Annotated in this window: 15 protein-coding genes; 3 read left to right on the top strand and 12 right to left on the bottom strand. The window is 73.2% G+C overall.

Annotation, left to right across the window (positions count from 1 at the left end):
* Nucleotides 1-6 precede the first annotated feature (6 nt).
* Together GA0070611_RS04755 and GA0070611_RS04750 are read right to left on the bottom strand one after the other, a co-directional pair.
* Complete coding sequence (locus GA0070611_RS04755) at nt 7-450, bottom strand: hypothetical protein (RefSeq protein ID WP_091658034.1); 444 nt, start codon at nt 448-450, stop codon at nt 7-9.
* A gap of 136 nt (nt 451-586) precedes the next feature.
* Nucleotides 587-1,111 (bottom strand): winged helix-turn-helix transcriptional regulator, encoded by a 525-nt coding sequence (locus GA0070611_RS04750; protein WP_091658031.1) that lies wholly within the window; start codon nt 1,109-1,111, stop codon nt 587-589.
* 74 nt (nt 1,112-1,185) lie between these two features.
* Between GA0070611_RS04750 and GA0070611_RS04745 the strand changes: the two genes are divergently transcribed.
* Together GA0070611_RS04745 and GA0070611_RS04740 are read left to right on the top strand one after the other, a co-directional pair.
* Entirely contained in the window at nt 1,186-1,773 is a 588-nt protein-coding gene (locus GA0070611_RS04745; RefSeq protein ID WP_091658028.1) for a dihydrofolate reductase family protein, read from the top strand.
* Nucleotides 1,767-2,594, top strand: a complete 828-nt coding sequence (locus GA0070611_RS04740) for an MBL fold metallo-hydrolase (protein ID WP_091658025.1) — start codon at nt 1,767-1,769, stop codon at nt 2,592-2,594. Before GA0070611_RS04745 ends, GA0070611_RS04740 begins: the two co-directional genes overlap by 7 nt.
* On the opposite strand, the gene GA0070611_RS04735 is transcribed toward GA0070611_RS04740, so the two are convergent.
* The 7 genes from GA0070611_RS04735 to glgX form a co-directional block, all read right to left on the bottom strand.
* The gene (locus GA0070611_RS04735) at nt 2,585-3,232 is read right to left on the bottom strand and encodes a response regulator (RefSeq protein ID WP_167604404.1); all 648 of its coding nucleotides are present in this window, start codon (nt 3,230-3,232) and stop codon (nt 2,585-2,587) included. The genes GA0070611_RS04740 and GA0070611_RS04735 overlap by 10 nt on opposite strands.
* Nucleotides 3,229-4,491: a sensor histidine kinase gene (locus tag GA0070611_RS04730; protein ID WP_231921325.1), complete on the bottom strand. Its 1,263-nt coding sequence runs from the start codon at nt 4,489-4,491 to the stop codon at nt 3,229-3,231. Before GA0070611_RS04730 ends, GA0070611_RS04735 begins: the two co-directional genes overlap by 4 nt.
* Nucleotides 4,492-4,528: 37 nt before the next feature.
* Entirely contained in the window at nt 4,529-5,269 is a 741-nt protein-coding gene (locus GA0070611_RS04725) for an ABC transporter permease (protein ID WP_091658019.1), read from the bottom strand.
* Nucleotides 5,266-6,201 (bottom strand): ABC transporter ATP-binding protein, encoded by a 936-nt coding sequence (locus GA0070611_RS04720; protein ID WP_091658016.1) that lies wholly within the window; start codon nt 6,199-6,201, stop codon nt 5,266-5,268. The genes GA0070611_RS04725 and GA0070611_RS04720 overlap by 4 nt, the downstream gene beginning before the upstream one ends.
* A gap of 164 nt (nt 6,202-6,365) precedes the next feature.
* A complete protein-coding gene (treZ, locus tag GA0070611_RS04715; protein WP_091658012.1) occupies nt 6,366-8,099 on the bottom strand; it encodes a malto-oligosyltrehalose trehalohydrolase in 1,734 nt (577 codons plus the stop codon).
* Nucleotides 8,096-10,420 carry a malto-oligosyltrehalose synthase gene (gene treY, locus GA0070611_RS04710; RefSeq protein ID WP_091658009.1) on the bottom strand — a complete coding sequence of 775 codons (2,325 nt, stop codon included), beginning with the start codon at nt 10,418-10,420 and terminating at the stop codon, nt 8,096-8,098. Before treY ends, treZ begins: the two co-directional genes overlap by 4 nt.
* Before the next feature lie 2 nt (nt 10,421-10,422).
* Nucleotides 10,423-12,543, bottom strand: coding sequence for a glycogen debranching protein GlgX (gene glgX, locus GA0070611_RS04705; RefSeq protein ID WP_091658005.1), 2,121 nt, complete (start codon nt 12,541-12,543; stop codon nt 10,423-10,425).
* Between the two features lie 316 nt (nt 12,544-12,859).
* On the opposite strand from glgX, the gene GA0070611_RS04700 reads away from it, so the two are divergent.
* Nucleotides 12,860-14,260, top strand: a complete 1,401-nt coding sequence (locus GA0070611_RS04700; protein WP_091658002.1) for a glycosyltransferase family 4 protein — start codon at nt 12,860-12,862, stop codon at nt 14,258-14,260.
* A 180-nt stretch (nt 14,261-14,440) separates the two neighbouring features.
* On the opposite strand, the gene GA0070611_RS04695 is transcribed toward GA0070611_RS04700, so the two are convergent.
* The 3 genes from GA0070611_RS04695 to GA0070611_RS04685 all read right to left on the bottom strand — a co-directional run bounded on the left by GA0070611_RS04695 (nt 14,441) and on the right by GA0070611_RS04685 (nt 19,386).
* Entirely contained in the window at nt 14,441-15,724 is a 1,284-nt protein-coding gene (locus tag GA0070611_RS04695; protein ID WP_091657997.1) for a citrate synthase, read from the bottom strand.
* A gap of 211 nt (nt 15,725-15,935) precedes the next feature.
* Complete coding sequence (locus GA0070611_RS04690; RefSeq protein ID WP_091657993.1) at nt 15,936-17,978, bottom strand: sulfatase-like hydrolase/transferase; 2,043 nt, start codon at nt 17,976-17,978, stop codon at nt 15,936-15,938.
* Entirely contained in the window at nt 17,971-19,386 is a 1,416-nt protein-coding gene (locus GA0070611_RS04685) for a class I SAM-dependent methyltransferase (protein ID WP_091657988.1), read from the bottom strand. The genes GA0070611_RS04690 and GA0070611_RS04685 overlap by 8 nt, the downstream gene beginning before the upstream one ends.
* Nucleotides 19,387-19,389: the final 3 nt, after the last annotated feature.

Here is a 19,389-nt window from a genome sequence, read left to right as displayed (position 1 = left end):
TTACCCTCAGCAGCCGATCTTGACCGGGGTGGAGGCCCGCACCTGACTGCCCTGGTACATCAGGTTGCCGGTCGCGCGGACGCAGTTGTTGGGCGCGTACACGTAGACCGGGCCGGCGTAGTACGCGAAGTCCCCGATGGAGTCGTCGACTTCGCCGTTGCGGCACACGTCGGGGGCGGTCCCGCTGGCGCACACGGTGAGCCACACGTACGTCGTGCTCTTCACGCCGTAGGCCGGGCCGAGGTGGTTGAACCGGGCGCAGTTCTTGCCGGTGCTGGAGTTGTAGTAGACGACCAGTTCCCCGACGGTCACACCCGACGAGGTCTTCGCCAGCGTCCGGTTGATCAGGTTTCCGGAGCAGTCCGCGGCCTGGGCGCTCTGCGCACCGACGCCGAGGGTGACGCCGGTGGACACCAGCGCCAGCACGAGCAGCTGGGAGAGTCGACGCATCTGACAGTTCCTTCCGCTTCGCCGGCGTGGTGACCGGCGCACCGAGGCGACCGGCAGATCCGACCACCGGACGGGCGCGTCGGTCCAACCGGTTGCGTGATCACGCAACCGGTTGGACGAACCGGGCGGCGAGCGGCTACCGCGGCGACGGGTCCGCCTCGCCCGGACGGCCGGGTTCGTCCGGCGCGGCGGCGGCGCGGGCGGCGGCCAGCCGCTCCAGCGGCCCCGGGCCGTTGCGCGGCGTCGGCGGGGCGTCCAGGTGCCGCTCCCGCAGCTCGTCCATCAACTCGTCGAGGAACGCCGGGCCCTGCGCGCGCAGGAACTCCTGCCGGCTGCGCAGCTCGTCGGTGCCCGGGCACCAGTCGAGCCCCCAGTTGCCGAGCGCGTGGATGACCGGGAGGGTCCGGATGCCGGCCTCGGTGAGGCTGTAGCGGGCGCGCTGCCCCCGGGCCGCGGTGCCCCGGGTGAGGATCCCCGCCTCCACCAGCCGCACCAGGCGGTCGGCGAGGATGTTCGAGGCGATGCCCTCGATCGACCCGGTGAGCAGGGCCCGGAAGTGGCGGCGGTCGCCGAAGATGACGTCGCGGAGCACGAGCAGCGACCAGCGGTCCCCGAGCACCTCGACGGCGGCGTTGATCGGACACCCCGACCGTTGTTCCACGCGACCTCCTTGACAGGTATCTCGTCATCAATATAGTGGTTGCAAAGTGCAACCACTAGGGGACGGGGACACGGATGGGGCGTTTCCTGTACTGGATGAACGTCTCCCTCGACCTGCGCATCGAGCAGGTGCCCGGGGACGACGGCGCGGGTGAGTGGCTGCGCATCGACGAGGAGCTGCACCGCGAGTTCAACGCGCGGGCCCGGGCGCTCGCGGGCATGGTCCAGGGGCGGGTGATCTACGAGACCATGGAGGAGTACTGGCCCCGGGCGCGCGAGGACGCGTCGCTGCCGGAGGTGATGCGCGAGTACGGCGAGATCTGGACCGGCGCGCGCAAGGTGCTCGTCTCCCGTACCCGGCACACCGCCGGGTACGGCACCCGGATCATCGGCGGCGACGACGCGATCGACCAGCTGGCCGCGCTGCGGGCCGAGACCGACGGCACCCTCGGGGTGGGCGGCGCGAACCTCGCCACCCAACTGCTGCGCGCGGGGCTCCTCGACGAGCTGCTGCTCTTCACCCACCCGGCGATCCTCGGCTTCGGCCGGCCGCTCTTCGACGACTACGACCACCCGATCGACCTCGACCTGATCGAACAGCGCTCGTTCGGCCAGGGCGTCACGATGCACCACTACTCTCTCCGGGAGGCGAAACCGTGCTGACTGAGGTCACCGACGGCGTACTGGTCCACCAGAGCGAATTCCTCCGCAGCAACGCCACGATCGTGCAGGGCCGGGGTGGTGTGCTGCTCGTCGATCCCGGGTTGCAGGAGCACGAACTGACCTGCCTCGCGGACGACCTGTCGACATCCGGCCGGACCGTGCTGGCTGCCTTCTCGACACACCCGGACTGGGATCACCTGCTCTGGCACGCGCGGCTCGGCGACGCGCCCCGCTACGGCACGGCCCGTTGCGCGGCGGCCGCCCGCGAACAGCTCGCCGACCCGGACATCGAGGCCCGGATCACCGAGCACCTGGCCGAGACGGAGATCGCCGGGCAGGTGCCGCTGGACCGGTACGGCCGGATCACCGCCCTACCCGAAGGCACGGCGACGATTCCCTGGGACGGCCCCGAGGTCCGGATCATCGAGCACCGGGCGCACGCGCCGGGCCACGCGGCCCTGCTCGTCGCGGAGCGCGGGGTGTTGATCGCCGGCGACATGCTCTCCGACGTGCTGGTCCCGATGCTCGACCTGGAGAGCGCCGCCGACCCGGTCGAGGACTATCTCGCGGCGTTGCGGCTGCTGGAGAGCGTCGCCGCCGACGTCGAGGTGGTGGTGCCCGGCCACGGTTCGGTGGGCCGGGCCGGGCAGGCACAGGAGCGGATCGAACGGGACCGGGCGTACCTGCTCGCCCTGCGGGCCGGCGATACACCCGACGACCCGCGGATCGGTCCCTCGGCCGAGGCCGGCTGGGAGTGGGTGGCCGACCTGCACCACGGGCAGGCCGACCGGCTGGCGCAGCGGGTCGCAGGTCAGCGCTGACCCGGCGTCAGCAGGCCGCGCTCGAAGGCCGCCGCCACGGCCGCCGCGCGATCACTCACGCCGAGCTTGGCGTAGGCGTGCAGCAGGTGGGTCTTCACGGTCGCCTCGCTGATGAACAGGTCGGCGGCGGCCTCGCGGTTGGTCCGCCCTCGGGCGACCAGGGTGAGCACCTCCAACTCCCGTTGGCTGAGCTCCTCCCGGGTCGGGGCGCGCAACCGGCCCATGATCCGACCGGCGACCGCGGGCGACAGCACCGACTCGCCGCGCGCCGCCGCCCGTACCGCCCGCACCAGATCGTCGCGGGGAGTGTCCTTGAGCAGGTAGCCGGTCGCCCCGGCCTGGATCGCCGGCAGCACGTCGCTGTCGGTGTCGTACGTCGTCAGCACCAGGACCCGGATGTCGGCCCGCCGGGCGGCCAGCGCGGTGATGGCCGACACCCCGTCCATGCCGGGCATCCGGAGGTCCATCAGCACCACGTCGGGGTCGGTGGCGTCGACCACCGCCAGCGCCTCGGCGCCGTCGGCCGCCTCCCCCACCACCTCGACCTGCGGGTCGCCGGCGAACATGCCCCGCAACCCGTCCCGGACCACCGGATGGTCGTCGACGATCACCACCCGCGTCCGCTCGCCCCCGGTCACGCCGACGCCCGATCGAGGTCGGCCGACGCCGGCACCGTGACCGAGATCGCCGTGCCGACACCCGGCTCCGACTCGATCGTCAGTCCACCGTCGACCCGGTCGATCCGTTGCCGCATCCCGGTCAGGCCGAAGCTCTCGCTCCCGGGCGTGCCTCGCTCCGGGCCCAGATCGGGCGGGAGGCCCACCCCGTCGTCACGCACGTCGAGCGTCACCCGGTCGATCATGTAGGAGAGGGTGACCCCGACCCGGCTGGCCGCAGCGTGCTTGGCCACGTTCGTCAGCGCCTCCTGGGCCACCCGCAGCAGGGTCACCTCGACCTCCGGATGCAGCGGCTGAGCCTCCCCGGTGGTGACCAGCCGGGCGGCCACCTCGTGGACGCCCGACCAGCGTCGGACGAGTTCGGCCAGCGCCTCCGGCAGCCGGCTGCCCTCCAGCGGCTCGGGGCCGATCGCGCGCACCGACCGGCGGGCCTCGGTGAGACTCTCGCGGGCCAGCATCAGGGCGAGGTCGGCGTGCCGCTTCCAGTCGGCGCGCCGGTCCCGGGCCCGTTCGGCCGCCTCCAGTTGGGTGACGATCCCGGCCAGGCCCTGGGCGATCGTGTCGTGGATCTCGCGGGCCAGGCGTTGTCGTTCGTCGAGCACACCGGCCTCGCGCGCCTGCACCAGCAACTGGGCGTGCAGGCCGTCGTTCTCCCGCATGGTCAGTTCGAGTCGCCGGTTGGCGTCGGCGAGTTCGTCGATGATCTGCTTGCGGTGCGCGTTCTGCCGCTCGGTGACCAGACTGAACCAGCTCACGGCGCCGGCGAGGCCGATGTTCGCCACGGCGAGGATGCCCCAGAGCAACCCGCTGTCCCGGTCGACCGGCGGACCGCCGGCCTGGGCGGTGGCGGTGATCAGGGCCGTCGCGGTCACCCCGGCCAGCCGCCACCGGCCGGGCAGCACCGCGAAGGAATACAGGTAGCCGACCCAGGCGAAGATCCCGAAGAGCGGGTCGAGCAGCACCAGCCCGGCGGCGATCAGCAGCAGAGCGACGAGGAACACGACCATCCGGCCCCGCCGGTCGGCCCGGCCCATCCAGTCCGGGTGCAGGGTGACGAACCAGAACAGCAGGACGGCGGCCGACCCGCCCAGGACGGCGACGGCGACGAGCGGCCGGCCGGCGGGCCGGGAGACGACGACGGAGAGTGAGCCGGAGGCGGCGAGCATGACGTACGGGATGAGCCCGTAGGCCGTCTCCTGCCGCCGTCTCCAGATGTCCAACCGGTCCGTCTCCTCCGTGCGACGCATGGTCGGTCGATCACTCCCACCGGAACAGTCGGGCCGCCGCGGCGCCGGCGGCCAGGGCCACTACGGCCATTATCGCCAGCGGCAGCGGTCGGGGCGACGTGCCGGTCCAGGCGTCCAGCAGGGCCTGGACCCCGGGCGGGGTGTAGTCGCCGAGACGGGCCACGACGTCGGGCAGCAGGAACCGCGGAACGTAGACCCCGCCGACGAACATCGTCGTCATGAACAGCACGCTCGAGAGGCCACCCGCCGACCGGCTGCTGCGGGCCACCGCGGCCACCAGCAGGCCGAGCGCGAGCAGGGCGGCGGCGCCGATGCCGAAGACGACCGTGAAGCCGACCGGTCGCCGGGGCAGCGGCACGTCGAACGCCAGACGGCCGACCACCACCACCAGGAGTGCGCTGAGCACCATCACGGCGACGTTCAACACCAGTTGGGCGGCGAGCAGCGTCGCCGGGTGGACCGGGGTGGTGGCGAGCCGGCGCAGCACTCCCCGCTCCCGGTACCCGGCGAGCGTCTGGGCCAGCAGGTTGACGCCGCTGACCGCCATGCTGACCACGAGCAGCGACGGCGCGAAGTAGCCGACGAAGGTCCGGCCGCCGAACATCGGGTCGGCCCGGCGCAGGGCGGGAATCAGCCCGAGCACCACCAGGATGGCGGTGGGCAGTCCGAGCGCGACGAGCACGGCGGCGCGGTCCCGGAGGAACAGTCTGGTCTCCACCGCCAGGATCCGACGGAACGCGGTGCCGTTCATGCCTGTTCGTTCCCCTCGTCGGCGCGGTGCTGCGAGCGTCGCCCGGTCAGCGCCACGAAGGCGTCGTCGAGGCTGGGTCGGTCGACCCGCAGGTCAGCCGCGATGATCTGGTGGCGGGCCAGCACGGTGGTGACGGCCGACAACAGGTCACCCGTGCCGGTGACGTCCAGCTGCCGGCCCGTGCGCCGCACCGAGACGACCTCCGGCAGGTCGGTGAGCAACCGGTCGTCGAACGGGGCGGAAGGCCGGAACCTGATCCGTTGCCCGGGGTGGATCCGGGTGACCAGGCCGGCCGGGGTGTCCAGGGCGACCACCCGTCCGGCGTCCAGGACGGCCAGCCGGTCGCAGAGCCGCTCCGCCTCGGCCATGAAGTGGGTGACGAGCAGGATGGTGACGCCGCGGTCCCGGATGCGCTCCACCACCTCCCAGGTGTCGCGCCGGGCCTGCGGGTCGAGGCCCGTGGTCAGCTCGTCCAGGATGGCGATCCGGGGCCTGCCCACCAGGGCCAGCGCGATGGAGAGGCGCTGTTTCTGGCCGCCGGAGAGGGCCCGGTAGGACGTGTCGCGGTGGTCCGCCAGTCCCAGCTCGGCCAGCAGCTCGTCGCGGACGGCGGGCCGTCGGTGGAACGAGGCGTAGAGGTCCACCGCCTCGGCCACCCGGATCCGGTCCGGCAGCCGGCTCTCCTGGAGCTGGACGCCCACCAGCCGGCGCAACCGCGCCGCGTCCCGGCGGGGATCGAGCCCCAGCACCGCGACCCGGCCGGCGTCGGGCTTCCGCAGCCCGGCCACGCACTCGACCGTGGTGGTCTTGCCGGCCCCGTTCGGGCCGAGCAGGCCGAAGATCTCGCCCTCCTCGACCGCGAACGACGCTCCCGCCACCACGGTCCGTGCCCCGTACCGTTTGTGCAGGCGATCGACCTCGATGACCGACATCCGTCACCCCCCGTTCCGCTCAGTGACGGTGCTGTCATCGAGCATCGCGGCAGCCGGCGGCCGGCGAATCGACCAGCCGGCGGCGAACCGGCCCGGCCGTGGTGGACCGGCAGATCCACCGGTCGGTTGATGTGGCGGTGCGGCCGGGCCGAGCCGGCGGCGGCTCAGAGCGCGACGATCGCCGCCGACTCGGCCGGCAGCTCGATGCCGTCCCGCATCACGGTGACCCCCTCGGAGGTGGCGAGCAGCACGCTGCGCACCACCCCGGGCAGGTTGATCCGCTGCGGCTTGCCGGCCAGGTTCGCCACCACCAGGCACTCGCCGCGGCGCATCAGCAGGAACTGGTCGCCGTGGCGCACCTCGACCCGGTGCAGCCGGGGGTCGGAGAGGTCCGCCCGGGACTTGCGCAGCGCGATCAACCGGCGGTGGAAGTCGTACATCTCCCGGTGTTCGGGCTTGTCCAGCTCGGCCCAGTCGAGCCGGGACCGGGCGAAGGTCTGCGGGTCCTGCGGGTCGGGCACGTCCCCGGGCGGCCAGCCGTGCGCGGCGAACTCCCGCTTCCGGCCGGTGGCCACCGCGGTCGCCAGCTCCGGCTCGGGGTGACTGGTGAAGAACTGCCAGGGGGTGGTGGCCGCCCACTCCTCCCCCATGAACAGCATCGGGGTGAACGGCGCGGTCATCAACAGGGTGGCGCCGACGCGCAGCAGCCCGGCCGACAGGGTCGCCGAGATCCGGTCGCCGGTGGCGCGGTTGCCGATCTGGTCGTGGTTCTGCAGGTACGCCACGAACCGGTGCCCCGGCGTGCGCTGCCGGTCGACCGGCCGGCCGTGACTGCGGTTGCGGAAGCTGGACCAGGTCCCGGCGTGGAAGAACGCGCCGGTCAACACGTCGGTGAGGCACTCCAGCGAGCCGAAGTCGCCGTAGTAGCCCTGCCGCTCCCCGGTGAGCAGGGTGTGCAGCGCGTGGTGGGCGTCGTCGTTCCACTGGGCGTGCAGGCCGTACCCGCCCGCCTCGCGCGGCGTGATCAGTCGCGGGTCGTTCAGGTCCGACTCGGCGATCAGCGACAGCGGCCGGCCGAGGTGGGTGGCGAGCGACTCGACCTCACCCGCGATCTCCTCCAGCAGGTGGGTGGCGCGGGAGTCCGGCATCGCGTGCACGGCGTCCAGCCGCAGCCCGTCGACGTGGTAGTCGCGCAGCCACATCAGCACGCTGTCGACGATGAAGCGGCGGACCCCGTCGGAGTGCGGCCCGTCCAGGTTGACCGTGCGGCCCCAGGTGTTGTTCTGCTCGGTGAGGTACGGCGCGAACATCGGCGCGTAGGCCCCGGAGGGCCCGAAATGGTTGTAGACGACGTCGAGGATCACCCCCAGCCCTTTGGCGTGGGCCGCGTCGACGAAGCGTTTCAACCCGTCCGGGCCGCCGTAGGGCTGGTGCGGGGCGTACCAGCAGACGCCGTCGTAGCCCCAGTTGTGCTCGCCGTTGAAGGCGTTGACCGGCAGCAGCTCGATCAGGTCGACGCCGAGGTCGACCAGGTGGTCGAGGCGGGCGATCGCGCCGTCGAAGGTGCCCTCCGGGCTGAACGTGCCGACGTGCAGCTCGTAGAGGACGCTGCCGGGCAGTTGCCGCCCGGTCCAGCCCTGGTCGGTCCAGCCGAACGCGTCGTGGTCGTAGCGCCGGCTCGGCCCGTGCACGCCCGCCGGCTGCCAGGGCGACCGTGGATCGGGCAGCGCCCGCTCGTCGTCGTCGAGCAGGTACGCGTAGTCGGTGCCCGGCCCGACGCCGGGCACCTCGACCCGCCACCAGCCGTCCGGGCCGGGACGCAGGTCGTGGTCGGCGGCGCCGGACAGGCGCAGCCGGACCCGGGCGGCTTCGGGCGCCCACACCGTGAACTCGGTCATGCGGCGGCCTCCACAGGGTCGGTGGGTGCGAGGAGGGCGACGGGATACGTGCTCAACAGATCATCCAGGAGCAGCTCAGACCCACTGTAGACCCGACCGGTGAACAAGTCTGTCATCCGATGAACGGGAAGTGACAGGCTCGTGCCCCGCCAGCCGCCGGCCCGGGCCAGCCGCAGCGGCAGCCGGGTCGCCACGGCGACCGCGCCGCCCCGGTCGAAGGCCACCGCGTGCGCCCCGGCCGGGCCGTGCGCCGGCAGCGGCCGGTAGCCGGTGAACAGCTCCGGCCGGTCGCGGCGCAGCCGCAGCGTCCGGGAGACCACGAGCAGCTTGGCCGCGCCGTCGGCGGCCACCGCCGGCCGCTCACCGGCGTCGAGCCGGGCCAGCAGCTCCCGGCGTACGGCGAAGTCGACCGGGCGGCGGTTGTCGGGGTCGACCAGGGAGTTCTCCCACAGCTCGGTGCCCTGGTAGGTGTCGGGCACGCCGGGCATGGCGAGCTGCACCAGCTTCTGGCCGAGCGAGTTGGACCAGCCGGCCGGGGTGATCCCTTCGGCGAACGCGGTGATCTCGGCGTGCAGCTCCGGGTCGTCGTACATCCGGTCGACCAGGGCGTGCAGCTGCCCCTCGAAGGCCGGGGCGGGGTCGGCCCAGCTCGTCGAGACCGACGCCTCCCGGGCGGCCTTCTCCACGTACGCGTGCAGCCGCTCGCGCCCGACGGGCCAGGCGCCGACGGCGGTCTGCCAGAGCAGGTGGGCGAAGGCGGGGTCGGCCAGCGGGGCGCGCGACATCCACTCGGCCACCTGCTCGGCCCAGCGCCCGGGCAGCTCGGACAGGACGGCGAGCCGGGCCCGGACGTCCTCGCCACGCTTGGTGTCGTGGGTGGAGAGGGTGGTCATGGAGGCCGGCCACCGCACCTGCCGGGCGGTGGCGAAGCGGTGGAACTCGGCCGGCGGGGTGCCGAAGTGCGCCGGGCTGCCGCCGACCTCGTTGAGCGCGACGAACCGGCTCCACCGGTAGTAGGCGGTGTCCTCCACGCCCTTGGCCATCACCGCGCCGGTGAGCTGCGGGAAGCGGGCGGCCAGCTCGTGCCCGGGGTCGCGCAGCCGGGCGGTGACCGCGTCCAGCACGGCGGTCAGGTCGGGGCACCGACGGCCGGCCTCGGCCCGGGCGGCGGCCAGGTGCCGGGCCCCCTGCGGCGGGTAGCCGCGGTAGACACCGAACGCGGCGGCCAGCTCGGCCAGGGACGCCCGGACCTGCTCGGTGGGCAGCTCGGGGACGAGGGCGGCGAGCCGGCTCAGCTCGGCGGCGAGCAGCCGGGTGGCGGCTTCGCGCTTGGTGTCGTGGGTGAGGTCCTGCCAGGAGGTGTGCCGCCCGGTGAGCCGGCCGTCCAGCGCGGTGAAGTCGCCCTCGGCGTCGGGGTCGACGAAGAGGCCGCCGACGGCGGCCAGGGCGTCGTAGCCGGTGGTGCCGTCCACCGGCCAGTCCGGCAGCTCCTCGCCGTACTCCAGGATCTTCTCCACCACCAGCCAGGCGTCGGGCGCGGCGGCGCGCAGCCGGGCCAGGTAGCCGGCGGGGTCGCGCAGCCCGTCCGGGTGGTCGACCCGGATGCCGTCGAGGTCACCGGCGTCGGCCCAGCGCAGGATCTCCGCGTGGGTGGCGGCGAAGACCTCCGGGTCCTCCACCCGCAGCCCGGCCAGGTCGGAGACGGCGAAGAAGCGGCGGTACGTCAGCTCGGCGTCGCCGCGTCGCCAGTCGACCAGCTCGTAGTGCTGCCGGTCGTGCACCTCGCGCGGGGTCCCGTCACCGGTGCCGTCGGCGATCGGGAAGCGGTGCTCGTGGTAGCGCAGCTCGCCGTCGGCGATCTTCAGGTCGTCGAGGGCGTCCGGGGTGTCGGCGAGCACCGGCAGCAGCAGCCGGCCCCGGTCCCAGTCGATGTCGAACCAGGGCGCGTACGCCGAGGCGCGGCCCGCCCGCAGCACGTCCCACCAGGCCGGGTTCGCGGCCGGCCGGGCCACCCCGGCGTGGTTCGGGACGATGTCCACGACCAGGCCGAGGCCGGCGGCGCGCAGGGCCGCGACGAGCCGCCGGCGGCCGGCCTCGCCGCCGAGTTCCGGGTTGACCGACCGGTGGTCGACCACGTCGTAGCCGTGCTCGGAGCCGGGGGTGGCGGTGAGCAGCGGTGCGCTGTAGAGGTGGCTGACGCCGAGGTCGCGCAGGTAGTCGGCGAGCGCGGCGGTGGCGTCGAGGTCGAAGCCGGGCCGCACCTGGACGCGGTAGGTCGACCCCACCCGCGTCGTCGGTTCGGGTCGGGGGGTGTCGGGCATGATCAGGCCGTCCTCTCCAGGACCAGCAGCGAGCGGTCGGGTACGCAGACCGTCCCGCCCGCCTCCACCACCGTGGTCTTCTCCGGATCCGGTTCCGCGGTGTTGATGACCAGTTCCCACCGCGGCCCGAACTCCGCCCCGGGGAGGGTGAAGTCCAGCGGCGCGTCGTGCGCGTTGAACAGCAGCAGGAACGAGTCGTCCCGGTGGCGCTGGCCGTACTGGCCGCGCTCCGGGATGCCGTCGCCGTTGACGAACAGGGCCACCGAGCGGCCGAAGTCGTTGCCCCAGTCCTCGCCGGTCATCTCCCGGCCGTCCGGGGTGTACCAGGCCAGGTCGGGCAGGGCGGTGCCGGCGGCCCGGCCGCCCACCGGCAGGCCGGTGAAGAAGCGGCGGCGGCGGAACACCTGGTGCCGGGTGCGGAACTCGGTGAGCCGGCGGACGAAGTCCAGCAGCTCGGCGTCGGACCGGTCCCAGTCCACCCAGGCCAGCTCGCTGTCCTGGCAGTACGCGTTGTTGTTGCCGTGCTGGGTGCGGCCCAGCTCGTCGCCGTGCCCGATCATCGGCACGCCCTGGGAGAGGATCAGGGTGGCCAGGAAGTTGCGCCGCTGCCGGGCGCGCAGGGCCAGCACGCCGGGGTCGTCGGTCTCCCCCTCGACGCCGCAGTTCCAGGAGCGGTTGTGCCCCTCGCCGTCGCGGTTCTCCTCGCCGTTGGCCTCGTTGTGCTTGTCGTTGTACGAGACCAGGTCGTTGAGGGTGAACCCGTCGTGGCAGGTGACGAAGTTGATGCTGTGGAACGGCCGGCGACCGTCGTCCTGGTAGAGGTCGGCGGAGCCGGAGATCCGGGAGGCGAACTCGGCCAGGGTGGCCGGCTCGCCGCGCCAGAAGTCGCGGACGGTGTCGCGGTACTTGCCGTTCCACTCGGTCCACTGCGGCGGGAAGTTGCCGACCTGGTAGCCGCCGGGTCCGACGTCCCACGGCTCGGCGATCAGCTTGACCCGGCCGACCACCGGGTCCTGCTGGACCACCTCGAAGAAGGTGGAGAGGCGGTCCACCTCGTAGAACTCGCGGGCCAGGGTGGCGGCGAGGTCGAAGCGGAAGCCGTCGACGTGCATCTCGGTGACCCAGTACCGCAACGAGTCCATGATCAGCTGAAGGGAGTGCGGGCTGCGCACGTTGAGGCTGTTGCCGGTGCCGGTGTAGTCGACGAAGTAGCGCCGATCCTCCTCGGAGAGCCGGTAGTAGCTGGGGGTGTCGATGCCCTTGAAGCTCAGCGACGGGCCCAGGTGGTTGCCCTCCGCGGTGTGGTTGTAGACCACGTCGAGGATGACCTCGATGCCGGCGGCGTGCAGCGCCTTGACCATGCCCCGGAACTCCTGCACCTGCTGGCCGAGCCGGCCCAGCGCGGAGTAGCCGTGGTGCGGGGCGAAGAAGCCGATGGTGTTGTAGCCCCAGTAGTTGCGCAGGCCGAGGTCGTTGAGGCGGTGGTCGTGCACGAACTCGTGCACCGGCATCAGCTCGACGGCGGTCACCCCGAGCTGTTTGAAGTAGTCGATCATCACGGGTGAGGCGATGGCCGCGTACGTGCCGCGCAGCTCCTCGGGGATGTCGGGGTGGCGCATGGTCAGTCCGCGGACGTGCGCCTCGTAGATCACCGAGTGGTGGTACGGGGTGCGCGGCGGCCGGTCGTTGCCCCAGTCGAAGTACGGGTTCACCACCACCGACTTCGGCATGAAGGGCGCCGAGTCGGTGTCGTTGCGCCGGTCCGGGTCGCCACCCACCTCGTAGTCGTAGACCGCCGGGTCCCAGCTGATCTCCCCGTCGACCGCCTTGGCGTACGGGTCGAGCAGCAGCTTGTGCGGGTTGCAGCGCACCCCGTTGGCCGGGTCCCACGGGCCGTGCACGCGGTAGCCGTACCGCTGGCCGGGCTCGATCCCGGGCAGGTACGCGTGCCAGACGTACGCGTCGACCTCGCGCAGCTCGACCCGGCGCTCCGCCCCGGTGTCCCACTCGTCGAACAGGCAGAGCTCGATCTTCTCCGCCACCTCCGAGAAGATCGCGAAGTTGGTGCCCATCCCGTCGTACGTGGCGCCGAGGGGGTAGCTCTCGCCCGGCCAGACCTGCATCTCGCTCCTTCGGCCATGATCATGAGCACACCGGCTGGACGGACCGCCGGTGCGCACGCCGCTAATGCCCCGCCGCGTGCGCCGCCAATCCACCCGTTCGGGCCGTAACCGAATCCACCCACCTGATGGCCGATGGCACCTTCGGGTGTCTTCCGTCACGATCGCCCTTTTCGAGATGCGGGTTCGCGCCGGATGGCCTTTGCTGGTTCCCGGACGCGCGCCCGCGCGACCGTTCGGCCCCTCGGCCACCCCCACCACGCTCCCCCACGCCGCCAGAGCCGTCGGCGCGCCCCAGCATGCACGGACGGAGATCGATGTGACCACCCTGCGGGTCGGCGACCAGCCCGCCACCGCGACGGACCGGACCCACCACCGGCCCACCCTCACCTCCCGCCCCACTGTCCCGCCCCAGGCGGGGGTGGCGCCCCGCACCCGGCGCATCCTCATGCTGTCGTGGGAGTACCCGCCGGTGCTCGTCGGCGGTCTCGGCCGCCACGTGCACGCCCTGTCGGTGGCCCTGGCCGCCGCCGGGCACGAGGTCACCGTCGTCACCCGGCACGCCGAGGGCGCGCCGCTGGAGGAGTACGCCGACGGTGTGCGGATCGTCCGGGCGGCCGAGGACCCGGTCACCTTCCCGCTGGCCACCGGCTCGCTGCTGGCCTGGACGATGGCGTTCAACCACACCCTGACCCGGGCCGCGCTGCGGGCCGCCGAGTCCGGCGCGTACGACGTGATCCACGCCCACGACTGGCTGGTCGCGCACACCGCGATGACCCTGCGCGAGCACCTGGACGTGCCGCTGGTCAGCACCATCCACGCCACCGAGGCCGGCCGGCACCAGGGCTGGCTGCCGGAGGAGATGAACCGCACCATCCACGGCGTCGAGCACTGGCTGGCCACCGAGTCCGGCCGGGTGATCGTCTGCTCCGGGTACATGCGCGACGAGGTGGGCGCGCTCTTCGGCGTACCGGGCGCGCGGGTCGACGTGGTCCCCAACGGGGTGGAGCCGCACCGCTGGCGGGTGCCGGCGAGCGCGGTCCGGGCCGCCCGTGCGCGCTTCGCCGCCGACGGCCCGCTGGTCACCTTCGCCGGCCGGCTGGTCTACGAGAAGGGCGTGCAGCACCTGCTCGCCGGGCTGCCGAGGCTGCGCGAGCGGCACCCCGGCCTGCGCGCCGTGGTGGTCGGCGACGGGCCGTACAAGGCGGACCTGGAGGCCGAGGTGCACCGGCTGGGACTGGCCGACACGGTGAGCATGCCGGGCTTCCTGGGCGGCACCGACCTGCCCGCCGTGATGGCCGCCTCGGACTGCTTCGCGGTGCCGAGCATCTACGAGCCGTTCGGCATGGTCGCCCTGGAGGGCGCGGCCGCCGGGGCGCCGCTGGCGGTGTCGCGTACCGGCGGGCTGGCCGAGATCGTGGAGCCGGGCGTCACCGGGATGACCTTCGCCCCGCACGACCCGGACGGGCTGACCGAGGCGGTGCACGCGCTGCTCTCCGACCGGGAGCACGCCCGGGACCTCGCCCGCCGGGCCCGCGCCATGGTCCACGAGCAGTACGGCTGGGCCGCCATCGCGTCCCGCACCGCCGGCGCGTACGCCGCCGCGATCGCCGGTGACGCCCAGTTCACCACCGACCGCGCCAAGGAGCGGATGGCCCAGGGCCGCGCCCTGCCCGCCGTCCCCGCCGGCAACCTCCTCACCGCCGCCGGCCTCCGCTGACCCCTCCCCCTCCCACCCCGTGCTGCGGCCCTCATTCACGGAAAGAGTGGCTGTCCCGCGTCGGATGGCCACTCTTTCCGTGAATGAGGGCGGGTGGGGGTGGGGGTGGGGTGGGAGGTATGGCGAAGGCCGCCGGCCCCGGAGGGGGCGGCGGCCTTCGGCAGGTGTGGCGGGGACCGGTCAGCGCTGGTCGGCGGGGACGTAGTCCCGCTCGGGGGCGCCGGTGTAGATCTGCCGGGGACGGCCGATCTTGGTCTCCGGGTCGTTGATCATCTCGCGCCACTGGGCGATCCAGCCGGGCAGCCGGCCCAGGGCGAAGAGCACCGTGAACATCTTGGTCGGGAAGCCCATGGCCTTGTAGATCAGGCCGGTGTAGAAGTCCACGTTCGGGTAGAGGCGCCGGGAGACGAAGAAGTCGTCGGCGAGGGCGATCTCCTCCAGCTGCACGGCCAGGTCCAGCAGCGGGTCCGGCTTGGCCATCCGGCCCAGCACGTCCTGCGCGGCCTTCTTCACGATGGCGGCGCGCGGGTCGTAGTTCTTGTAGACCCGGTGGCCGAAGCCCATCAGCTTCACGCCGTCCTGCTTGTCCTTCACCTTCTGCACGAAGGAGCGGACGTCGCCGCCGTCGGCCTGGATCTTCTGGAGCATCTCCAGCACGGCCTGGTTGGCGCCGCCGTGCAGCGGGCCGAAGAGCGCGTTGACGCCGGCCGACACCGAGGCGAACAGGTTGGCGTTGCTGGAGCCGACCAGCCGCACGGTCGAGGTGGAGCAGTTCTGCTCGTGGTCGGCGTGCAGGACGAAGAGCATGTCCAGCACCTTCGACATCACCGGGTCGACCTCGTACTCCTCGGCCGGCACGCCGAAGGTCATCCGCAGCAGGTTGTCGACGTAGCCCAGCGAGTTGTCCGGGTAGAGCAGCGGCTGGCCGATCGACTTCTTGTACGCGTACGAGGCGATGGTGGGGACCTTCGCCATCAGCCGGATCGTCGACATCTCCACGTGCTCGGAGTCGAACGGGTCCAGGCTGTCCTGGTAGAAGGTCGAGATCGCGCTCACCGCGGAGGAGAGTACGGCCATCGGGTGCGCGTCACGCGGGAAGCCGTCGAAGAACCGACGCATCTCCTCGTGCAGCAGCGAGTGCCGCCGGATCCGGTCGCTGAACTCGGTCAGCTGGGCCTGCGTGGGCAGCTCGCCGTAGATCAGCAGATACGAGACCTCCAGGAAGGAGGACTTCTCGGCCAGCTGCTCGATCGGGTAGCCGCGGTACCGCAGGATGCCCGCGTCGCCGTCGATGTAGGTGATCGCGGACGAGCAGGACGCGGTGTTGACGAAACCGGGGTCGTACGTGGTCATCCCGGTTTCCTTGAGCAGTTTGCCCACCCCGATCCCGGCGGGGCCCTCGACCGCGGACTGCACCGGCATCGACAGCTGCCCACCGGGGTGGTCGAGCTTGACTTCCGTCATGTGTTCCTCGCTTCGCCGGCAAGATCTTCGTTGAATTGCCTTCGCTTTTACCGTACTTACGGATCGGAAGACACCGCTCGTCATGGTTCCGTGGTGAGGTATGCGTCACCCGATTCCCGACTTGCCGGCTCGGAAACCCGGTGGGAGCGCGACCGCCCCGGCCGCGCGGGCCGGGGCGGTCGAAGAGGCTACCGGTAGCGCGGACCGGCGGTCAGGACAGGGTCAGCCGGCGCAGGCTGCCGTCGGCGGCCACCCGGTAGAGGTCCAGCCGGTTCGCCCCCGGGGCGAAGAGCCGGTCGTCGGGCAGCAGCGCGGCGAACCGTCGCCCGCCGGGGTCGCGCGGCACCACCGGGACCACCGCGCCGACGGTCCCGTTGACCGCCACCGCCAGTCGCGTCCCGTCCGGCACGGATTCGGGCACGGTGCCCCAGACCAGCGCGGGCAGCTCCCCGTGAGCCGGGTCGACGGCGCGGAACGCGCCGAGGTTCGCCACGGTGGCCGTACCCCCGGGGGGTGGGTTGCCCGGTCGGGTGCCGACCAGCGGGTCGGGCGCGGGCAGCGGGACCGGCGCGGGCACCCCACCGGTGATCGGGGTCGGCTGCCCGGGGCGGTCGTAGAAGACCTTGTCGGGGCGGTCCCGGGGGGCCGCCTTCGCCGAGCGGCCGTCCATCCGCCACGGGATCCGCACGTGCGTCTCGTCGGCGATGGTGGGCAACAGGTCCACGTGCTGCCAGTTGCGGTCGTCGACCCGGCCGGCGCGCTGGCCGGGCTCCTTGACGAACATCGGCACCCAGGCGACCTGGTCGGCGGCGTGCTCGATGGCGTCCATCCCCCGGCCCTGCCAGTCCCGGTGGAAGCTCACCCCGTGGTCGGCGGTGACCAGCACCAGCGCCTTGTCGTAGAGGCCGGTGGCGCGCAGGGTGCGCAGCGTCTCGCCGATCAGCCGGTCGGTGTAGCCGAGCTGGGCCAGGTGCCGGGCCCGGGCCAGGTCGACCCAGCCGGCACCGTCGTTGGGCAGGTCCTCCGGGGCCGCGTAGTGCGCCCCGGACGGCAGGTACGCCCACGGCGAGTGCGGCATCAGCAGGTGCAGGAAGTGCAGGGTGGGGCGGGCCGAGGGGCGCAGCCCGGCCAGGAAGGCGGTGAACCGGGCCGGCTGGTTGTCGTCGAGGGTGTCCCACCGGAACTTCGGGTCGGCCGGGACCGGCTCGGCGGCGTCCAGTCCCGCCTCGGCCCGGGTCACCTCCCGGTAGGAGTCCTCCGGGTCGGCCCGGCTGTCGGTCGGCGCGGCCAACTGGCGCAGCAGCTTGCCGCTCTCCCGGACCAGCACGCCGAGCCCCTGCTCAGGGCTGGCCGGCTGGTCGCAGCGGCTGGGCGGGCAGAGTCGGGTGATGCTCTCCTCGGCCTTGATCTCGTACAGGCCGCCGAGGGCGGTGAAGAGGTTGTCCGGATAGCGCGAGTAGTGCGGGGCGAACGGCTCGGCCGGGTAGCGGCCGGTCAGCATGGCCGGCAGCGCGTAGGGCGTCCAGCCGCTCACCCCGGTGGCGTTGCGGTACCAGGTCGAGCCGGCGGCCAGCTCGGCGAAGTGCGGGTACCGGGTCGCGTCGATCCGACCGTCCGGGCCGAGCAGGGAGACCAGGGGGAACTCGTCGAGCACGATCATCACCACCGGCGGGTGGCTGCCCGGCCCGGCCACCCCGGCGGCCCCGCCGGACCCGCGCGGCAGCACCACCGCCGAGGCCGGCGAGGCGAACAGGAACAGGCCGACGAAGACCACCGGCCCCACCGCGGCCACCCGTAGCACCCGCCCGAGCGCCCGCCACCGTCGGTGCGCGGCCGCCCCGGCGGCGCCGACCGACGCGGCCGCCAGCAGCAGGGGTACGCCCCGCAGCGGGGTCAGGTGCCGCCCCACCTGCACGGCCAGCGCCGCCAGCAGCAGCCCCACCAGCACGGTGTGCAGACCGGCCCGGACCACCCGCCCGGCGGCCAGGCCGGCCGCGCCGAGCAGGGCGAGCGGCACGGTCGGCGCGATCGCGATCAGCGCGACCAGCAGCAGCACGTCGGCGCGGGACGCCCGGTGGAACAGGAAGAAGTCCGGGCTGCGGCCGAGCACGTCCAGCAGCGGCTGGGTGACCACCAGGCCGACCAGCGCCACCACCTCCAGCAGCCGCCCGGCCTCGGCCCGCCGGCCGGCGCGGCGGGGTGCCGTCACGGTCTCCGGACGGACCTCGGGTGCTACGAGGGTCCGCTCAGCCACCCACCACCACCTGGTACAGCGTGCGGGTGCCCGACGGCAGCTCGACCCGGCGCAGCACCCGCCCCCGGGCGGCGAGCAGCGCCTCGAAGGTGTCCCGCCGGTAGTCGGGGAAGAGCCCGTCCGGCTTGTTGGCGAGCAGCCGGCGGGCCATCGGGTCCTCCGGGTGGACGAACTCCACCACCAGGGTGGCGCCGGTCGTGGCGTACGCGACGAGCTGGTCGAGCACCTCGGGCAGCGGCACGTTGCGGCCGATCGCCAGGTGGTGCACCACCGCCAGGGCGAGCACCACGTCGGCCCGCGCCCGGTCGGTGAAGGAGGCCCGCTCGACGCCCCGCCAGCCGCCGCCCGGCGACGGGTCGGCCAGGTCCATCACCAGCGGCAGGATGCGCCGCTCGCCCTCGTCGCGCAGCGCCCGCCAGAGCGCGTCGACCACCGCCGGGTCCTGCTCGACGGCGACCACCTGCCCGGCGTGCCGGGCGGCGATCCGGGCGTACCGGCCGTCGTTGGCGCCCAGGTCGAGCGCGAGGCCGGGGCCGGTGGCGGCGGTCGCCCGGTCGACGAACTCCTCCTTGGCCCGCCGGTCGGCGGCCGAGTACGCGCAGGTGCGCTGGTAGTCGCCCCAGTGGGTCTCCGCCGGCCGGTGCGCCAGCCGGCGGACCAGCCGGGTCAGGCCGCGTACGGTGGCCAGCGCCAGATCCCGGGAGTACCCGGCGGCGCGCAGCTGGTCGCGCACGTCGCTGGTGCTGGCCCGGGCGTTGCGGGCCTGCATCGCGCCGTGCAGGTGCACGTGGGTGAGCACGCCGGCGCGCAGCCGCCGGCCACCGCCGAAGAGTCGACGCATCTGGTCGGGCTCGATGCCGTCGATCCGGGCCCGCAGCCACGGCTGGAAGTCCAGCCCGAGGTGGGCCTGGAGCAGCAGCGGGTAGAGCAGCGTCTGGCAGAACTGCCGGTACCCGGCCCACGGCTCCCCGTCACGCAGCGGCTCGAACGAGCCGACGTCGATGAAGACCGGCGACGCGCCCCGCCACTGGAGGTTGTACGCCGAGCCGTCCTTGGTGGTGAAGCCGGCGGCCAGCGCCGCCGCGAGGATGTCCAGGTGCAGCAGGGCCGCCTCGCGCAGCATCCCGAACGACCACTCGTACGGGTGGGAGACGAACGGGATCCGTTCGTGCCGCAGCACCGCCGCCCAGGGCAGGTCGACCGGGACGGGCACCAGTTCCTCGGTGCCGCATACCTTGCCGGTGGCGAGCAGGTCCCGGAAGAAGTCGCTGGCCGCGAGGGACCGCCAGTCGCGGGCCGCGCGCTCGTCCAGGCCGCGCAGCACCTCCCCCCGCCGGTGCAGTACCCGGTTGCCGGGGTCGCGGAACGAACCGGGCTCGACGCGCGGGCCGGTGTCGGGGACGGTCACGCC

The organism is Micromonospora auratinigra (assembly GCF_900089595.1).
Taxonomy (GTDB): Bacteria; Actinomycetota; Actinomycetes; order Mycobacteriales; family Micromonosporaceae; genus Micromonospora; species Micromonospora auratinigra.
The sequence above is the reverse complement of the archived record's forward strand: the minus strand, read 5'-3'. Positions and strand labels throughout refer to the sequence as shown.

What these genes read in the sequence shown, in the direction of transcription:
- GA0070611_RS04720 (WP_091658016.1), bottom strand. Translation starts at nt 6,201, where the DNA reads ATGTCGGTCATCGAGGTCGATCGCCTGCACAAACGGTACGGGGCACGG.
- GA0070611_RS04745 (WP_091658028.1), top strand. Translation starts at nt 1,186, where the DNA reads ATGGGGCGTTTCCTGTACTGGATGAACGTCTCCCTCGACCTGCGCATC.
- GA0070611_RS04725 (WP_091658019.1), bottom strand. Translation starts at nt 5,269, where the DNA reads ATGAACGGCACCGCGTTCCGTCGGATCCTGGCGGTGGAGACCAGACTG.
- treY (WP_091658009.1), bottom strand. Translation starts at nt 10,420, where the DNA reads ATGCCCGACACCCCCCGACCCGAACCGACGACGCGGGTGGGGTCGACC.
- GA0070611_RS04695 (WP_091657997.1), bottom strand. Translation starts at nt 15,724, where the DNA reads ATGACGGAAGTCAAGCTCGACCACCCCGGTGGGCAGCTGTCGATGCCG.
- glgX (WP_091658005.1), bottom strand. Translation starts at nt 12,543, where the DNA reads ATGCAGGTCTGGCCGGGCGAGAGCTACCCCCTCGGCGCCACGTACGAC.
- treZ (WP_091658012.1), bottom strand. Translation starts at nt 8,099, where the DNA reads ATGACCGAGTTCACGGTGTGGGCGCCCGAAGCCGCCCGGGTCCGGCTG.
- GA0070611_RS04755 (WP_091658034.1), bottom strand. Translation starts at nt 450, where the DNA reads ATGCGTCGACTCTCCCAGCTGCTCGTGCTGGCGCTGGTGTCCACCGGC.